The sequence below is a fragment of the Microbacterium saperdae genome (genome assembly GCF_006716345.1).
Classification (GTDB): Bacteria; Actinomycetota; Actinomycetes; order Actinomycetales; family Microbacteriaceae; genus Microbacterium; species Microbacterium saperdae.
In genome coordinates this window covers 3004555-3019779 of record NZ_VFOX01000001.1, presented here as the reverse complement: position 1 = coordinate 3019779, position 15225 = coordinate 3004555, and the positions used below count along the sequence as shown (strand labels likewise).

The following is a 15225-nucleotide window of genomic DNA, read 5'->3' as shown; positions in this document are numbered from 1 at the left end:
CGATGAGCGGACGCGAACTCGACCCCGATGGCACCGACAGCTACCACCCTGAACACCCGTGGGAACAGGCAGGCCACCCGCTCTACCTCGCACCCTCCAAGCGCACCACGCTCAACTGGCCACCCGAGCCCGCCTACCCGGCAGGACCCCACGAGGCCAAGCAGTGGGACCGCCTGCCCGTCCGGGTGAAGCCCGAACCGTCATGGCGACGCGAGTACGGGTACGCACACCCCAAGCCACGCCGCCCACTCGCATGCCTCCTCGGCCTCCACGCCTACCCCACGCACGTGCAGGCTCACACGCACGCCCCGGCACCCATCACGTGCGAGCGCTGCGGCCACCCACGCCGCCCGTAAGCGCCTCGACTGCGCCAGGGGCCCGGGGAACGCATAGAGGCCACCACAGGCCCACCCAGCCCCTCCCACGCCACCCCAGGCCCCCACCCACCAGAAAATCCAGACACACCCCAACAGAGGAACCCCTCCCGCTCGGTCGGTTCCTCTCCCCCCGGGATGGTGGCACGGATTCCCACCTCGAGGAGGCCCCGGATGGCGTCTCGTGCTCGTCTGGTGGCCGTGAATCGGGTGGTGACGGCGGGCGGGCTGGATGAGTCGGGTGTGGATGCGGCGATCGTCGATCAGGCGCGGAATCTCGCGCGGATGCTCGACAAGCTCGACAAGGTCGACCCGCCGCTGAACCTGCTGCGCCTGTATGACTCGGCGCTGACGAAGCTGCAGCGCGCGGTGGAGCGGAACCTGTCCGCGAACCGGGGTCGAAAGGCCACCGAACCGGAGCCGATGGACGTGCCCGAAGGGGTGACGTCGCCGCCGGCTCTGACGATCGTGGAGGAGTCGCCCCTTGCCAAGCTCCGCCGTGAAAAGCAGGCCCGCCGCGCCGGGTGAGTCCATCTACGAGCGCACGGTCTACGAGGGCGCGAAGACGTACGGGAAGCATGTCGGGGCGACGGAGCCTCGGATCTTCACGAAGCCGTTGCGGGAGCTGACGCCGGAGACGTCGCACGGGTTCTCCGTGATCGCGTTCGCGCTCGACGTGCTCGGAGTGCGGCTGTTCCCGTGGCAGCGGGCGCTGCTGATCCGCGCGCTCGAGCTGAACGAGGACGGCACCTATCGGTTCCGGAAGATCTTCGTGATCGTCGGCCGGCAGAACGGGAAGACGACGCTGCTGACGGTGCTCGCGCTGTGGTGGCTGTTCATGGATGCCGAGTCGTTCCCGGAGCACCTCGCCGCGAAGGACTTCCTGATCCTGGGGACCGCGCAGAACCTCGACATCGCTGAGGAGGCGTGGGATGCCGCGCTGAAGCGCTGCGACCCGTTCCCCGACGAGGATGACGCCGAGCTCGTGGTCGGCGACCTGGCCGTGGAGACGCGGCGCCCAGTGAAGACCAACGGGAAGAAGTCGCTGCGCTTGCGGAACAAGGCCGCTTACGAGCCGCGTGCGGCATCCCGCATGGGTGGCCGTGGCAAGTCCGCGGCGCGCGTGATCATGGACGAGATGCGCGAGCAGCAGACGTGGGACGTCTGGGGCTCGGTCTCGAAGACGAAGAACGCGATCTTCAACTCGCAGCTCTGGGGGATCTCCTCGGCCGGTGACGTGAAGTCGATCGTGCTGTCGACGCTGCGCACGGGCGCGATCAAGACGATCCGCGAGTACGAGGCGTACGTCGAGACTGGCATCCAGTCGCTCGAGGAGTTCGCGAACACGCACGACATCGCCACGGCGCTGTTCGAGTGGTCGGCGCCGGAGAAGTGCAAGCTCCTCGACATCGACGCGATCCTGCAGTCGAACCCGTCCGTCGGGTACAAGGCGATGTTCTTCGAGTCGATCTGGTCGGACCTGCTCGGAGACGAGCCCGACTCGGTGAAGCGCACGGAGATCCTTTGCGACTGGGTCACCTCCCGGTCGGAACCGTTCCTCGACGGTGAGGCGTGGGCGGAATGCGCCGACGGTCCCGTCATCGACGAGCAGGGCATCGTCACCGACCCCGGCTCACAGATCGCCGACGACAGCCGAATGGTGCTCGGCGTCGACATCTCCGGGAACCGGAGCATGGGGTTCATCAGCGTGGCCGGCTACCGGCCCGACGGTGTTCCGCACATCGAGCTCATCGCGCAGCGCGCGAACGACCGGTGGATCGATGAGCACATGGTTCGCATCCGCGAGGTGACGGGGATCAACGAGGTCGCGATCCAGGCTTCCGGCTGCCCTGCGGCCGACCTGATCAAGCCGCTACGGGATGCCGGGTTCACGGTCCACGAGATCCGACAGTCGTCGCTGCTCAATGCGCCGGGGCGGATCCGCACGCGCGTCGCTGACCGGCAGATCCGTCACCGCGGTCAGCCGGCACTGAACATGGCGGCCGAGAACGGCACGACCCGCGACATCTCGAACATGCCCGTCTGGGACCTGTTCAAGTCGCCGGTCGACGTCGCATCGATCAACTCGTCGACCAATGCGCTCTACGCGCTCGAGCAGTTCGAGCCGCCGGAGAAGAAGCCGACACCGCCGCCGCCTCCGCAGGCCGAGGCGATCACCCGAACGGACCTCGCTACCGGCGAACCGAACATCGCGCTCGCGCGATTCTGAGAAGGAGGCCCGCCTTGCCCGAGATCGGATACCAGGCGGACGCCGGCCTCTCTGGATGGGGTGCCATCGCCGAGGAGACGCACGAGACCAACCCGGATCTGATGTGGCCGGAGTCGAACAACGTCTACGACCGCATGCGGCGAGAGGACCCGCAGATCAAGTCCGTGCTCCGCGCGGTCACTCTGCCGATCCAGCGCACCGAGTGGGTCATCGACGGCACCGGGTGTCGTGACGAGGTCACTGAGCTCGTCGCGGCCGATTTGGGGCTCGGGATCAAGGGTGTGCCCTACACGGCGCCGCTGCGCACGCGTGGTCGGTTCTCGTGGACGGAGTTCCTGCGTCTGGCGCTGCTCGAGCTGCCGTACGGCTACTCGTTCTTCGAGCAGGTGTACCAGGCGCTGGACGGTCGCGTGCGGCTCTCGAAGCTGGCATGGCGGCCTCCGCGCACGATCATGGACATCGAGGTCGCGAAGGACGGCGGCCTGGTCGCGATCAAGCAGCGCGGCACGGGCATCGGTGGCCGCGACGTACGCATCCCGGTCGACCGTCTCGTCGCGTTCGTGAACGAGCGCGAGGGCGCGAACTGGCTCGGTGAGTCGCTCCTGCGCCCCGCGTACAAGATGTGGCTGCTGAAGGACCGCGTGCTGCGCATCCAGGCTCTGACCGCCGAGCGCAACGGACTCGGCATGCCCGTGTACACCGGCGCCGAGCTGCCCGAGAACGCGAACGAGTCCGAGCGTGAGGCGTGGCTGAAGTCCGAGAAGGAAGCCGGGCTCACACTCACGAAGAACTTCCGCGCGGGAGAGGCCGCCGGCGCATCCATCCCCCCGAAGGCGAAGCTCGAGCTGATCGGCGTGACGGGGAAGCTGCCCGACACCGACAAGCCGATCCGGTACTACGACGAGCAGATCGCTCGCGCGGTGCTCGCGCACTTCCTGAACCTCGGCACCGAGACCGGGTCGTGGGCGCTGGGGTCGACGTTCGCGAACTTCTTCACCGACTCGCTGAATGCCGTCGCGCAGCACATCGCCGACGTCACGCAGCAGCACGTCATCGAAGACCTCGTGGACCTCAACTGGGGTCCGAACGAGCCCGCGCCGCGCATCGTGCCGGCTGCGATCGGCGAGCAGCAGCAGATCACCGCTGAGGCGATCAAAGCGCTCATCGACTGCGGTGCACTGTCGCCCGATCCTGCGCTCGAGGCGTTCCTCCGCGAGCGCTGGGGGATGCCGGTCAAGCCCGCGGTGCCTGCCGGCGGTGACGTCCCCGACGACGCCGAGGGACGCGCTCGGGCACGCGCAGCCGTCGAGGCCGCCCAGAAGGGGTACCTCGCTACGGACAAGCCGCCCCTCCGCCAGGAGGAAGTCCGCGAGCTGATCCGCCGCGCGGGCGCCGACTGGCTCGAGGGCGACGGCCCCGACGTGAACCGCATCGCATCAGCAGAGCCCGAGGAGGCCGCATGAACCCGTTCCGACCCGCAGGGCGCGCCAGCGTCGAGCGGACACCGATCCGTGCTGAGCTGCCGACCGCGAAGACCTCCGGGTCGACGGCGACGCTCCGCCTGTACGACCCGATTGACAGTTGGGGCGAGTGGTGGGGTGTCTCTGCGAAGGAGTTCACCCGCGTGCTCGACGAGCTGCCGGACGACATCACGGAGATCCGCCTCCTGATCAACTCGCCCGGTGGTGAGGTGTTCGAGGGCATCGCGATCATGAACGCGCTCCGCGCGCATCCGGCGAAGATCACCGCGGTCGTCGAGGGCATCGCGGCGTCGTCGGCATCGTTCATCGCCGCGGCTGCCGACGAGCTCGTGATGATGCAGAACAGCCAGCTCTACATCCACAACGCGTGGGCGATCGTCCTCGGCGACGCCGCCGACATGCGCGACGTCGCCGACGAGCTCGAGACGTCGTTCGACCGGAACATCGCGAGCGTCTACGCCTCGAAGTCCGGCGACTCGGTCGAACACTGGCTCGCCGAGATGGACAAGGACCGCTTCCTGACGGCTGAGGAGGCCGTCGCCGAGAAGCTCGCTGACCGGATCGAGGGCGTCGGTGACGCTGAGGCCGCGAAGGCGAAGTTCGACCTGTCGGTGTTCGCGCGATCAGACGGCCGCCGTGCCGCCGCGCGAGCCGACTCCAAGACCCCGGGCTCGTCCGAGCCGGGTAACCCCAGAGAAACGGAGAAGCTCAACATGAGCGACACCTTCCTGGCCAGTGTCCGTGATCGGCTCGGCGTGACCGATGCCGAGGCCCCCGAAGAGACGGTTCTCGCCGCTCTCGACGAGGCCCTCACGGAGCAGGTCGACCCCACCGATGCGGCCCCGGCTGCCTCGCTCCCCGAAGGCACGATCGTCGTCGACAAGACCGCTCACGAGAAGCTCGTGAACGACGCTGCCGCTGGCCGCCGCGCCATGGATGCGATCGACAAGCAGCGTCGCGACGGCCTCATCGCCGCGGCACTCGCTGACGGACGCATCACCGCCGACTCGCAGGCCTCCTGGCGTGCGCAGCTCGACACGAACGAGGACGGCATCGCGCCGATCCTCGCGTCCCTGCCGAAGAACACCGCGGTGGCCGTCGAAGAGATCGGGCACTCCGACTCGGGCGTGCTCAGCGCCGAGGACGCGGCGTACACCGCGATCTTCCCGACCCCGAAGGAGGCCTGACATGGTCGCCAAGTCCTACCTGCCCCTGTTCCGCCCGGGTGACACCGTCACCTTCGGCGTCACGACGGCGGTGGCCGCCGGCCAGGTCGTCGAGCTCGGCACTGCCGACTCGTCGGTCGCACCGGCCGCTGCGGCATCCGCGAAGGTGGTCGGCGTCGCCGGCCACGACGCGGCCGTCGGCGACAAGGTCACCGTCGAGGTCGCCAAGCCCATCCACGAGCTGAAGGCCGTCGGTGCGATCACCCGCGGCCAGCGTCTCGAGACCGCAGCAGCGGGTGGCGTGCGAACGCTCGCCGCCGGCACCGCCGTATTCCTCGCCATCACGTCCGCCGCGGACGGTGCGCTCGTGCGCGCCATCCAGCTCTGAGAAAGGAGAGCACGATGCAGACCTACCCGCTCACCCCGAGCCAGCTCGCCACCGTTTCGGCGACCGAGCTGATCGCGTTCATCAAGTCGCCCACGCTCGTCGCTCGCCGTCTCGGCGAGATCCTGCAGGCGCAGCAGTTCCTCGGGAACTTCCTGCTGCAGGGGCGCTTCACGATCACGGGCGGCGCCATCGCCGTCCCGATCAACGAGGTCATCCGCACCGTTCGCGGTGCGGAGGTCGTCGCCCCCGGCGCTGAGTACAAGCTCACGCCGATGTCGCAGGAGGAGTACGAGTTCTACTCCGCAGTGAAGGAGGGCCTCGGCACCGAGGTCACGGACGAGCAGATCGGACGGCTTCTGCGGCAGCCGATCGACGACGCGTTCACCTTCCTGCAGACGGAGCTGGTGTTCTCGGCGAACGACTTCGCGATGGGCGTCATCGCGGCGTCGATCACGAACACGGTCGCCGCATCCGGCCCCTGGACCACGGGCAAGCAGGTCTACAAGGACGCGCTGCGCGTGAAGGCAGCCGTCCGCCGGCAGAAGCTCGGGTTCGACATCGACACCGTCGTTCTCCCGTCCGAGCAGTACGCCGAGGTCATCCCCGAGCTCCTCGACATCCTCCCCAAGGACAGCGGTCAGGCTCTGACCGACTCGTTCCCCACGGTGGGCGGCATCACGTGGATCTCGGATGACGGCGACGACCTGCCCGATCCGCTGTTCGTGGACCGCCGCCGCCTCGGTGGCATCGCTCGCGAGCAGATCCCCACGCCGGAGATGCGTCACATCGGTGGCGACACCGGTGTGGAGGTCGCGACGATCCGGGTCCCGGAGGCGGAGAAGACACGCCTCCACGCTCGCAACGTCCACGTGCCGATCGTCACGAACCCGCTCGCCGGGTTCTACGTCACCGGAACGGAGGACTGACCCATGGCTGAGCAGCATGTCGTGACAGCAGCGTTCGTGAAGGTGTCGATCGGCTCACCGACCGGGAACCGTGTCGCGGTGCACCTGCGTCGCGGCGACATCGTCCCTGACGGTGTCATCGAGTCGCAGCTCGAGCACCTGGTCGACCGTGGCCTCGTCGAGGTCGAGGTGATCGAGGACGCCGAGGAAGCAGAGCCCGAAGGTCTCGACGAGGGCGTCTACAAGGGCGTCAACGTGCCGGATCTGAAGGCCGACCTCGCGAAGCGCAACGAGGGCCGTGAAGGCGAAGCCGTCATCGCGCCCGCCGAACCGGGCAACCGCCCGCAGATCGTCGCCGCGCTCCTCGCGGACGACGAGAAGCAGAAGTAAGTCAGACAGGGGGCGATGATCATGACGATCACCCACGACAAGGTGGGCCAGGACGAAGACCTCGCACGCGAGATCCTCGTGAACGCTCGGACCATCGCCCCCTGCATCTTCTCCTTCGAGGATGACTCGGAGGATCAGAAGGACGCGCTGGCGATTCTGAAGCGCGTCTACAAGGACATCGCTGGACGCGGGTCCCGCCTGGTGGCGACGCAGCGCATTGGTACGGCCGCGGTCGGCTACAGCACGGCCGTCACGTCCGCGTTCCAGGGAGACCCCGGCCGGAACCTGCGGTCGCTCTGCGGCGCCGCATCCGCTGCGGGCCTTCCTGTCGGCAGCTTTCCCACCGAGCGCGCACTGGCGCGGGTGTGGCCTGAGACGTACTAGGAGGACCCCATGCAGACGATCCGCGACCCGAAGACGGGTCTTGTGATGACGGTGCCCGATGAGGTCGCCGCCCACTACGTCGCCTCGCGGGGGCCGGTAGAGGATGACTCGCCGGTCCCCGCTGAGCCACAGAAGCCCGCGCCGAAGCGCAAGCGCACAAGGAAGCGCTGATGGAGTTCCCGTACGGCACGGACGTCTACAGACTCCGCCCGAAGCAGATCTGGGACGAGGCATCGGAGACGATGAAGGCCGGCGACTGGTCCGATCCGGACGAGACGCTGCTGCCTGGCGTGCACGTCGAGCAGTCCTCGACATCGACCGTCGGCGACGCGACCCGTACTCAGGCGCTCGAGTCTCTGTCGGTGTACATCCCCGACGGTGTGACGGTCGATCTGACGAAGCTGGACCGCATCCGGGTGGGGGCAGAGGGCGCCCCGGTCTACACGATCGACGGCATCCCGTACGCGCCGCGCAACCCGTTCACCGGGTGGATGCCGGCGCGCGAGGTTCCTCTCGGAAGGGCGGTGGGCTGATGGTCAAGATGAACGATCGCTTCTTCGATGACCTGCTCGTCTCGCCCGAGCTCGAACGCCACGTGACGCAGGTCACGGAAGCGATCGCAGAGGACGCACGCAGCCGAGCGCCCGTCGAGAGCCACGACTACCAGAACGGCATCCGCACATCGGTGAAGCGCCAGAAGCGCATCGTCGGCCTGGTGCAGGCATTCGACTGGAAGTCGCTGATCATCGAGGCGCGCTTCGGCGTGCTCGTCCGATCCACGAGGGCGGTGGTGGGGCGTGGTCGCCGTCAGGGACGCTGACGTCGCCCTGTTCCTCTGCCGAGATCTCCGCCGGCACCTCACCGAGCACCCTGAGCCGGACTTCAAGGTCGCCGACGGGTGGATCGCGAAGGCCGAGTGGGATCCGGAACGCAACCCGCGTCCGAAGCCGCCGCTGTGGCAGGTCGTGTTCCGTGACGACGGCACCGACGACGTTGAGCTGCACGTCGGATCGTCCTCGATCGGCGCCTCGGTGCTCGCAGGGAGCAAGGACAACCCGGACCCTGCCGAGCGCCTGGCGCGCCTGGTGAAGACCACCCTCAAGCAGACTCCGCGTGTCGAATCGGGTAACCCGATCGCCGCGGTCGAATCCTGTCTCGGTCCGTACGCCGTGACGGAAGCATCCACGTACGCGCGGCAGTACATCGCTGTCGTGTTCTCGGTCGTCGGCGACCCCGTCTGACGGTCTTTCCATCCATCTGAGCCCTCGCAACTGCGGGGGCTTTCGTCTTGAAAGGACACACATCATGCCTGATGCACAGGGCAATGATCTCGGGGCCGTCTTCGTACCCGTGACCGGATTCCTCGGCTACGCGCCGGCCGGTACCGCGGTGCCGTCGTCGCTCGAGCTCTCCAACCCCGCGTTCGTTCTCCCCGTCGCGGTGAAGAAGGTCGGCCTGATCAAGCAGGACGGCGGCTTCGAGTGGACGGGTGAACCGTCCGGCGACGCGATCGAGTTCTGGCAGGACGGCTACAAGCTGCCCTCTGGCCTCGTGGAGGCGACGCTCGCGGTCACGCTCGCGCAGACCGACCCGATCGTCCGTGAGCTGATCTGGGGCAAGGCTCCGGACGCGAACGGTGTGATCGATGTCGAGCTCGCGTCGAACATCAACACCTACTTCCTCGTCACGGAGGAGGTCGCGAAGAACGGTGTGATCCGTCGTCGCGTCTCCCCGAACTGCACCGTGCAGACGGTGAAGGAGGACAAGTCGGAGCGTGGCACCGTCCAGGGCTACGCCGTGACGTTCAACACGCAGCGCTCCGCCGCCATCGGCAACGCGCACTTCCGCGAGGCGATCATCCTCGCCGACGCAGAGCCCCCCGAGGAGGGCTGACAGACCGCGGGGCGCTGGTACGTGGATGCACCAGCGCCCCGCTCCTACCCATCGCATCCACACCGTCTGAAAGGCATCCACCATGACCACTTCCACGGCCAAGAAGGGCACGCCCACCCCGAAGCGCACGAGCACGTCGCGCAGCGCGGTCCCCGGCCCGAAGCCCGAGTTCCACCTGATCGGCGATCTCCTGCACTACCAGGCGCCGAAAGCCAAGATCGAGATCGTCGTCGACGTCGATCCGCCGTTCACGATCCTCGAGACGATCCTCGACGATGACGCCCTCGCGGACGAGGCTGCGCAGTTCAAGATGCTGCTCACGCTCCTGAACGACGAGGAGAACCTCGCGAAGATCCGCCAGCTCCGCACCTCGGAGTTCTTCTCGCTCGCGATGCGCACGATCGAGGAGATCCAGAAGCGCATGGGCGTGAGCCTGGGGGAATCCGATGGCTCCTCGGAGAGCTCGGAGGAGAGCACCGAGAAGCCCTGATCTGGGACCTCCGGCGCTACCTCGGATACGGCCCTGCGGACATCCGTGCGGGCCGTATCCCCGTCGCGGAAGCGATCGCGCACGTGCGGCAGCTGGACCTCGAAACGGGGTCTCATCACTTCGCATCGCGGATGGGGCTGCGGTGGGCGTCGTCGATCACCGAGTCGGCGGTCATCGTCCACGCGGAGATGTTCGCGAACGCGAACCGTGACCGCAAGGTGCAGCCGGAACCGATCCGTTTCCCGTCTCCTCTCCCTGAGCGGGAGGACGAGACGCAGGCGACGGACGAAGAAGTCGAGCAGGCGCGCGCCGTGCTGAAGAAGTACACGATGTTCGCCGAGTAGGCGTCCCAGAGGGGGTGGGGGATGTCTCAGGTTGCCGTCGCAGAGGTCCCGGTCGTCCCCGTCCTGAAGGGTCTCCGTCGTGGGATCCGCAACGAGGCCGAGCTGGCCGAGAAGGATGCCTCTGGGGTCCTTCGGCGTGGGCTCACGCGCTCCGCGACGGAGTCGGGTGCTGCGGCTGGTCGGGGTCTTCGTCGGGCGTTCACAGCGTCCGCTGGGACTCTGACCGGCCAGCTCACGAAGCAGATGACGGTCGACGTCGCGAAGGCGGCGCAGGCGGTCGGTGCGTCCCGCATCCGTGAGGCGGACGCCGCTGGTGCGGTGCGTGTCGCGGAGGCTCAGCTCGCCGAGGCGCGCAGTAAGTATGCGGCGGGCTCGTCGCAGGTCGTGCGCGCTGAGGAGCGCGTCGCCGCCACCCAGCGCCGCTTGGAGACCCAGGCTGACGCGACCCGCAGCGCGCTGGACCGTCTGAACGCGGCACAGCTGCGTCTCGCCGACGCGACTGCGCTCGCTGACTCCGCTGTTCGTGGGGGAGGGTTCTCCGAGTTCCGCCGCAACGTCGCCGACCTGCTGGCGCCGGTGACCGCTCTCACGCGTGGCGTCGTCGGTCTCGCATCGCGCGCTCTCAGCCCGCTGGTGTCGCGGCTGCAGACGGTGGGACGTTCCATCGGTTCGAACGTCGCCGGCGCTTTCGGTCGAGCTACTGCCGGAATCCGTGACTTCGGCACGCAGATTGCGTATCGGGTCGTGTCGCCGCTCGCCGCGGCCGAGAACTTCGTCCGTGCGCGCTTCGGCCCGCAGCTCGCCGCGATCGGCCGGATCGCTGCACCGATCGGGCGCTCCTTCCAGGGGGCGTTCGGACTCGCCACTCAGGCGCTGCGCGGTGCCGGTGGAATGGTCTCGCAGGTCGGGTCTGGGATCGCGTCCGCGTTCTCGTCTGCGATGTCCGCTGTGCGTCGTACAGCGTCCGATGCGGCCACGGCTGTGTCTTCGACGTTCAAGACCGCAGGAGTGGCCGTAGCGGCCGCGCTGGGGGCATCCCTGGTCGGCGGGTTCAGCCGCCTCTCCGGGCTGGAGACCGCTCAGGCCCGAATGGCCGGTCTGGGGCTCTCCGCTGAGGAGACGGCCCGTGCGATGGACATCGCGAACAAGTCGGCCACGGACACGGCCTTCTCGCTCGACGAGATGGCATCCGCTGCTGCGCTGGCGCTCACGGGCGGCGTCGCAGAGAGCGACCTCGCCGGGTACCTCGACACGATCAAGAACACGGCGACGGCATCAGGGGCGCCCCTGCAGGAGATCGCTTCGATCTTCGGCAAGGTGCAGACCGCGGGACGCGCGTATTCCACCGAGATCAACCAGCTCGCCGACCGCCAGATCCCGATCTGGAAGGCCCTGCAGGACGAGATGGGAACGACAGCCGAGGAGACTCGGAAAGCGGTCGAGGCCGGGAAGGTCGACCTCGGAACGTATCAGCGTGCTGTGGACTCCGCCGTCGGCGGCATGGCCGACGACATGGGCGGCACGACGACGTCGATTATCCGCAACACGCGCACGGCCCTGTCGCGCTTCGGCGCGGCGCTGCTCGGCGGCGTCTACCCGATCATCGGCCCGCTGTTCACCACGATCCGGAAAGGCATCGACGCCGCGACCGCGGCCGTGAAGCCCCTGTTCGACGCGCTCGGCGGGAAGCTCCAGGGCACCGTCCTGCCCGCGCTCGAGCGTCTGAACACCGTTTTCGACCGCATCAAGCAGTCGTTCTCCGGTGGGATGACGCTCGATCTCGGTGGGGTCACGGGTTCCCTTGCGGTGCTCGCGCCCATCATCGGTGCGCTGGTCGGATCTCTGGGGCCGCTGCTCGCGCGCCTTCCGCTGCTGAGCGGTCTGTTCGCGGGCACCACAGCACCGGTCGGTCTGCTCGCGGGTGCGCTGTTCGCGCTGTTCGCGGTGAACCCGGACACCCTGCTCGCGGGGTTCGAGTCCCTGGTGCCGGCGATTGGTGGGATCGTCGAGAAGCTGCTCTCGTCGCTGACGGGGCTGCTCGCGAACGTCGTCCCGGGGATGATCGCCACGCTGGCGGAGAACGCGCCGATGCTCGTCACCGGCGTCGTGAACGTCATCCTCACGCTCGTCAACGCGATCGTCGGCGCTGCCCCTGGGCTGCTCGGCGCGGTGGTGGGGATCATCCCCGCTCTGATCAGCGCGCTGCTGGGGATGCTGCCTCAGATCATGAACGCAGGCCTCCGGCTGTTCACGGGTCTGATCGACGCGCTCGTGACCGTGGTGACGATGATCGTGAACTCGCTGGTCACGCTGCTCCCGCAGGTGATCACAGCGATCGTCGAGATGCTGCCTCGCCTCATCGAGTCCGGGATCAGCCTGTTCCTCGGGCTGGTGACGGCACTCGTCGAGGCGATCCCGAAGGTGATCACGGCGCTCGTTGCCGCGCTGCCGCAGATCCTCACGGCACTCGTGAACGCGATTCCTCTCCTCATCGAGGCAGGGATCAACCTGTTCATGAGTCTGATCCAGGCGCTGACGACCGTGCTGCCGCAACTGATCACATCGCTGATCGGGATGCTGCCGACGATCATCACCGCGCTGGTGTCGATGATCCCCACGCTGCTACTCGCGGCCGTCGATCTGTTCATCCAGCTCGTGCAGGCGATCCCTGTGGTGCTCCCGCAGTTGATCACGTCGATCGTGGGCATGATCCCGACGATCATCTCGTCACTGCTCGGCATGATCCCTGTGCTGATCGAGGGCGCGGTGCAACTGTTCCTCGCGCTGGTGCAGGCGATCCCGCAGATCATTCCTCCGCTGATCGAGGCGTTGTTCAGCCTCGGCCCGGAGATCGTGGGCGCGATCCTTGCGATCGTCCCCGAGCTGGTCGACGCGGGGGCTGCTCTGATCCAGGGGCTGATCGACGGCGTGATGTCGATGTTCGGTTCCATCGGGAACGCGTTCGGCGACGTCATGGACTTCATCGGCGGGTTCTTCCCGCACTCACCTGCCAAGCGCGGCCCCTTCTCGGGGTCCGGGTGGCGGCGGGTCGCGGCCGGTGGTGAGGCGCTCGTTGAGCAGTTCGCCGCTGGTGCGAACGGCGCACGCGCGGCGCTGCAGCTCGATCAGGCTGTGCAGCTCGCGTCCGCATCGGTGGGCGTCAGCGGTGCTCCTGGCGGTGGCAGTGGCGCTGGCGCGGGCGTGGCGACGTCTGGGCCGCAGGTGAGTCAGGTCAATCATTACGACAAGACGGATCCGCGTGAGGCTGCCGAGCTCGCGACTCAGCAGCTCGCAGCGATCGTGAGGAGCGTCTGATGCTTCAGCCGTTGTGGGTTCATGCCGATGGAGTGGAAATCCTCGCCCGGCCCCGCGACTTCCCTTCGGTGATCGAGGGGTTGTTCGTGGGGCCGGATGGCCTGAACGGGTGGGAGGACGGTGGCGGTGATGTTCGCCGCGAATCCGTGGAGCGTCCCGCATCGATTGGAGAGTTCGATCTTCCGGTGTACGAGGGCCCGTTGGTGTTCTCGATGGAAGGGCACGCGCTCGCGCAGAGCGAGCAGCAGCTCGCAGTGCTGCGTGACCGGGTGACTGGCGTCGGATATGGCGGACGTCGCTTCAAGGTCGCCGTGGGGCTGCAGGGGCGCGAGCTGTGGACGTGGGTCCGCCGCGGATCGAAGCCGACGTTTCGGGACACAGGGCGGCGGGGCAGACTTCTGCAGGCATCGTTCATGCTGCAGTTCGTCGCACCGATCCCACGTCGATACGGGCAAGAGCGTCTGGTACCAGCAGGAGAAGCAGCGGTGAACCGTGGCAATGAGGAGGCCGTTCCACGCCTGCTCATTGGCGCCGGCGCTGGCGGGTACACGGTCACAGGTCCTGGTGGGCGGGTGATCACCGCGAATGCGAACGCGCCAGCGGCGGCGCACTTCATCGACTTCTCGACCGGTGGTCTGTTCAACGCTGCGGGTGGGCGGGTGCCGAACGCGATCACGGTGTGGCAGCCGTGGAAGATCCCTCCCGGGTTGCCGGGTGTGGTCGCGACGATCTCGACCTCCAGGTCTCTGACTCAGGCGTACCCAGACACGTTCAACTGAGGGGGCAGCATGGCCGAATACCAGGCGTACACGTGCGACTCCGTCGGGAACGTCTATGACCGGATCCCGTTCTCGGCCGCGAACTTCAGCAGCCTGCTCTCCGCGGGTGATTCGGGGTCGTCGATCACGATCCCGCTGGATGGGACGTTCACGAAGACCGAGATGCGCAACCACTTCCGGTCGCTGTCGCGGATCATCGCGATCGAGAATAACCGGAAGATCGAGTACCTCGGATACATCACTGGCAAGGGGTACCAGCGGGGGAAGTCGCTTCTGACGCTGCCGCTGCGTGACGTCTGGTTCCAGTTCCCGGCGCGGTTCGCGTTCAACCACAACCACCCGAACGTGGCGGAGTGGTCCGAGGAGATCACCGGCAGCCTGGCCTACCAGGGCGCTCGCGCGATCGAGTTCGGTCGCACCGGCCCGGCATCGCCGACGGCTGACATGCCCGTCACCCTGCCCGGGGGATACCCCGGCGCGAGCAGCACCCGTCCGTTCTACGGCTACATGCTCGAGCGGGTCGACGGGGTCCTGACCGAGTTGATGGACAGCGGCCTCGACATCTTCATGCGTCCACGGTGGTCGACGATCGACTCTCAGGTCGACTGGGTGTATGAGGCGGGACCGGCCTGGGGTTCGGGTGTCTCGCACGAGTTCTTCGTCACCGCGGAGCAGGCCGGGGTGGTCGCGTTCTCCGAGACCGAGGACGCACTGCGCGTGACGAACAACGCGTACCGGGTCGGTGAGGGCTCCGAGGTCGACATGCTCGTCCGATCGAACCGGAACCTCACGTCGCTGTACCCGCTGCGAGAGAGCGCCACGATGTCGAAGACCGTGACGAAAGCGGACCAGCTGAACCGACTCGTGAACGGCGACCTGTCGATCTACGAGCAGCCGACCGTGCAGTGGCAGTTCGCCGTCTCCGGCGATCACCCGATCGCCGTCGGCGATACAGCACGGCTGTACTTCAACGACGACCTGTGGATCGCTGACGGGTGGCATGAGCGGCGCGTGGTGAAGGTCGACAAGGCCCGCCCGGGCCCGGACATCAAGACGATCAGCGTGCAGCCGACCGGGGGTGCCTGA

The 15225-nt window shown here is 67.5% G+C and carries 19 protein-coding genes; all 19 read left to right on the top strand.

Annotated features, from left to right (window positions below):
* The first annotated feature begins 2 nt into the window (after positions 1-2).
* Positions 3-356 (top strand): hypothetical protein, encoded by a 354-nt coding sequence (locus FB560_RS14320; protein WP_141872999.1) that lies wholly within the window; start codon positions 3-5, stop codon positions 354-356.
* A 219-nt stretch (positions 357-575) separates the two neighbouring features.
* Complete coding sequence (locus FB560_RS14315; protein ID WP_141872998.1) at positions 576-902, top strand: hypothetical protein; 327 nt, start codon at positions 576-578, stop codon at positions 900-902.
* Positions 859-2604, top strand: coding sequence for a terminase (locus tag FB560_RS14310; protein WP_170198142.1), 1746 nt, complete (start codon positions 859-861; stop codon positions 2602-2604). Before FB560_RS14315 ends, FB560_RS14310 begins: the two co-directional genes overlap by 44 nt.
* A gap of 14 nt (positions 2605-2618) precedes the next feature.
* Entirely contained in the window at positions 2619-4067 is a 1449-nt protein-coding gene (locus FB560_RS14305) for a phage portal protein family protein (protein WP_141872996.1), read from the top strand.
* Entirely contained in the window at positions 4064-5272 is a 1209-nt protein-coding gene (locus tag FB560_RS14300; RefSeq protein WP_141872995.1) for a head maturation protease, ClpP-related, read from the top strand. The genes FB560_RS14305 and FB560_RS14300 overlap by 4 nt, the downstream gene beginning before the upstream one ends.
* A 1-nt stretch (position 5273) precedes the next feature.
* Positions 5274-5639 (top strand): capsid cement protein, encoded by a 366-nt coding sequence (locus FB560_RS14295; RefSeq protein WP_141872994.1) that lies wholly within the window; start codon positions 5274-5276, stop codon positions 5637-5639.
* Positions 5640-5653: 14 nt separating this feature from the next.
* A complete protein-coding gene (locus tag FB560_RS14290) occupies positions 5654-6565 on the top strand; it encodes a phage major capsid protein (RefSeq protein WP_141872993.1) in 912 nt (303 codons plus the stop codon).
* 3 nt (positions 6566-6568) lie between these two features.
* A complete protein-coding gene (locus tag FB560_RS14285) occupies positions 6569-6934 on the top strand; it encodes a hypothetical protein (protein WP_141872992.1) in 366 nt (121 codons plus the stop codon).
* A 21-nt stretch (positions 6935-6955) separates the two neighbouring features.
* Positions 6956-7318, top strand: a complete 363-nt coding sequence (locus FB560_RS14280; protein WP_141872991.1) for a hypothetical protein — start codon at positions 6956-6958, stop codon at positions 7316-7318.
* Positions 7319-7327: 9 nt separating this feature from the next.
* Positions 7328-7489 carry a DUF7302 family protein gene (locus FB560_RS20725; protein ID WP_170198141.1) on the top strand — a complete coding sequence of 54 codons (162 nt, stop codon included), beginning with the start codon at positions 7328-7330 and terminating at the stop codon, positions 7487-7489.
* A complete protein-coding gene (locus FB560_RS14275) occupies positions 7489-7851 on the top strand; it encodes a hypothetical protein (RefSeq protein WP_141872990.1) in 363 nt (120 codons plus the stop codon). Before FB560_RS20725 ends, FB560_RS14275 begins: the two co-directional genes overlap by 1 nt.
* A complete protein-coding gene (locus FB560_RS14270; RefSeq protein WP_141872989.1) occupies positions 7851-8138 on the top strand; it encodes a hypothetical protein in 288 nt (95 codons plus the stop codon). Before FB560_RS14275 ends, FB560_RS14270 begins: the two co-directional genes overlap by 1 nt.
* Complete coding sequence (locus FB560_RS14265) at positions 8116-8559, top strand: hypothetical protein (protein WP_141872988.1); 444 nt, start codon at positions 8116-8118, stop codon at positions 8557-8559. Before FB560_RS14270 ends, FB560_RS14265 begins: the two co-directional genes overlap by 23 nt.
* 64 nt (positions 8560-8623) lie before the next feature.
* On the top strand, positions 8624-9211 hold the full coding sequence (locus FB560_RS14260) for a hypothetical protein (RefSeq protein ID WP_141872987.1): 588 nt from the start codon (positions 8624-8626) through the stop codon (positions 9209-9211).
* 82 nt (positions 9212-9293) lie between these two features.
* Positions 9294-9701 carry a hypothetical protein gene (locus FB560_RS14255; protein ID WP_141872986.1) on the top strand — a complete coding sequence of 136 codons (408 nt, stop codon included), beginning with the start codon at positions 9294-9296 and terminating at the stop codon, positions 9699-9701.
* A gap of 131 nt (positions 9702-9832) precedes the next feature.
* Positions 9833-10045: a hypothetical protein gene (locus FB560_RS14250; protein ID WP_141872985.1), complete on the top strand. Its 213-nt coding sequence runs from the start codon at positions 9833-9835 to the stop codon at positions 10043-10045.
* 21 nt (positions 10046-10066) lie between these two features.
* On the top strand, positions 10067-13360 hold the full coding sequence (locus FB560_RS14245; protein WP_141872984.1) for a phage tail protein: 3294 nt from the start codon (positions 10067-10069) through the stop codon (positions 13358-13360).
* A complete protein-coding gene (locus FB560_RS14240) occupies positions 13360-14139 on the top strand; it encodes a hypothetical protein (RefSeq protein WP_141872983.1) in 780 nt (259 codons plus the stop codon). Before FB560_RS14245 ends, FB560_RS14240 begins: the two co-directional genes overlap by 1 nt.
* 9 nt (positions 14140-14148) lie before the next feature.
* Complete coding sequence (locus FB560_RS14235; protein WP_141872982.1) at positions 14149-15225, top strand: hypothetical protein; 1077 nt, start codon at positions 14149-14151, stop codon at positions 15223-15225.

Bases quoted from the DNA above. Each gene is read 5' to 3' on its own strand.
- FB560_RS14320 (WP_141872999.1), top strand. From the start codon at position 3: ATGAGCGGACGCGAACTCGACCCCGATGGCACCGACAGCTACCACCCT.
- FB560_RS14300 (WP_141872995.1), top strand. From the start codon at position 4,064: ATGAACCCGTTCCGACCCGCAGGGCGCGCCAGCGTCGAGCGGACACCG.
- FB560_RS14295 (WP_141872994.1), top strand. From the start codon at position 5,274: ATGGTCGCCAAGTCCTACCTGCCCCTGTTCCGCCCGGGTGACACCGTC.
- FB560_RS14290 (WP_141872993.1), top strand. From the start codon at position 5,654: ATGCAGACCTACCCGCTCACCCCGAGCCAGCTCGCCACCGTTTCGGCG.
- FB560_RS14285 (WP_141872992.1), top strand. From the start codon at position 6,569: ATGGCTGAGCAGCATGTCGTGACAGCAGCGTTCGTGAAGGTGTCGATC.
- FB560_RS14280 (WP_141872991.1), top strand. From the start codon at position 6,956: ATGACGATCACCCACGACAAGGTGGGCCAGGACGAAGACCTCGCACGC.
- FB560_RS20725 (WP_170198141.1), top strand. From the start codon at position 7,328: ATGCAGACGATCCGCGACCCGAAGACGGGTCTTGTGATGACGGTGCCC.
- FB560_RS14275 (WP_141872990.1), top strand. From the start codon at position 7,489: ATGGAGTTCCCGTACGGCACGGACGTCTACAGACTCCGCCCGAAGCAG.
- FB560_RS14270 (WP_141872989.1), top strand. From the start codon at position 7,851: ATGGTCAAGATGAACGATCGCTTCTTCGATGACCTGCTCGTCTCGCCC.
- FB560_RS14260 (WP_141872987.1), top strand. From the start codon at position 8,624: ATGCCTGATGCACAGGGCAATGATCTCGGGGCCGTCTTCGTACCCGTG.
- FB560_RS14255 (WP_141872986.1), top strand. From the start codon at position 9,294: ATGACCACTTCCACGGCCAAGAAGGGCACGCCCACCCCGAAGCGCACG.
- FB560_RS14250 (WP_141872985.1), top strand. From the start codon at position 9,833: ATGGGGCTGCGGTGGGCGTCGTCGATCACCGAGTCGGCGGTCATCGTC.
- FB560_RS14245 (WP_141872984.1), top strand. From the start codon at position 10,067: ATGTCTCAGGTTGCCGTCGCAGAGGTCCCGGTCGTCCCCGTCCTGAAG.
- FB560_RS14240 (WP_141872983.1), top strand. From the start codon at position 13,360: ATGCTTCAGCCGTTGTGGGTTCATGCCGATGGAGTGGAAATCCTCGCC.
- FB560_RS14235 (WP_141872982.1), top strand. From the start codon at position 14,149: ATGGCCGAATACCAGGCGTACACGTGCGACTCCGTCGGGAACGTCTAT.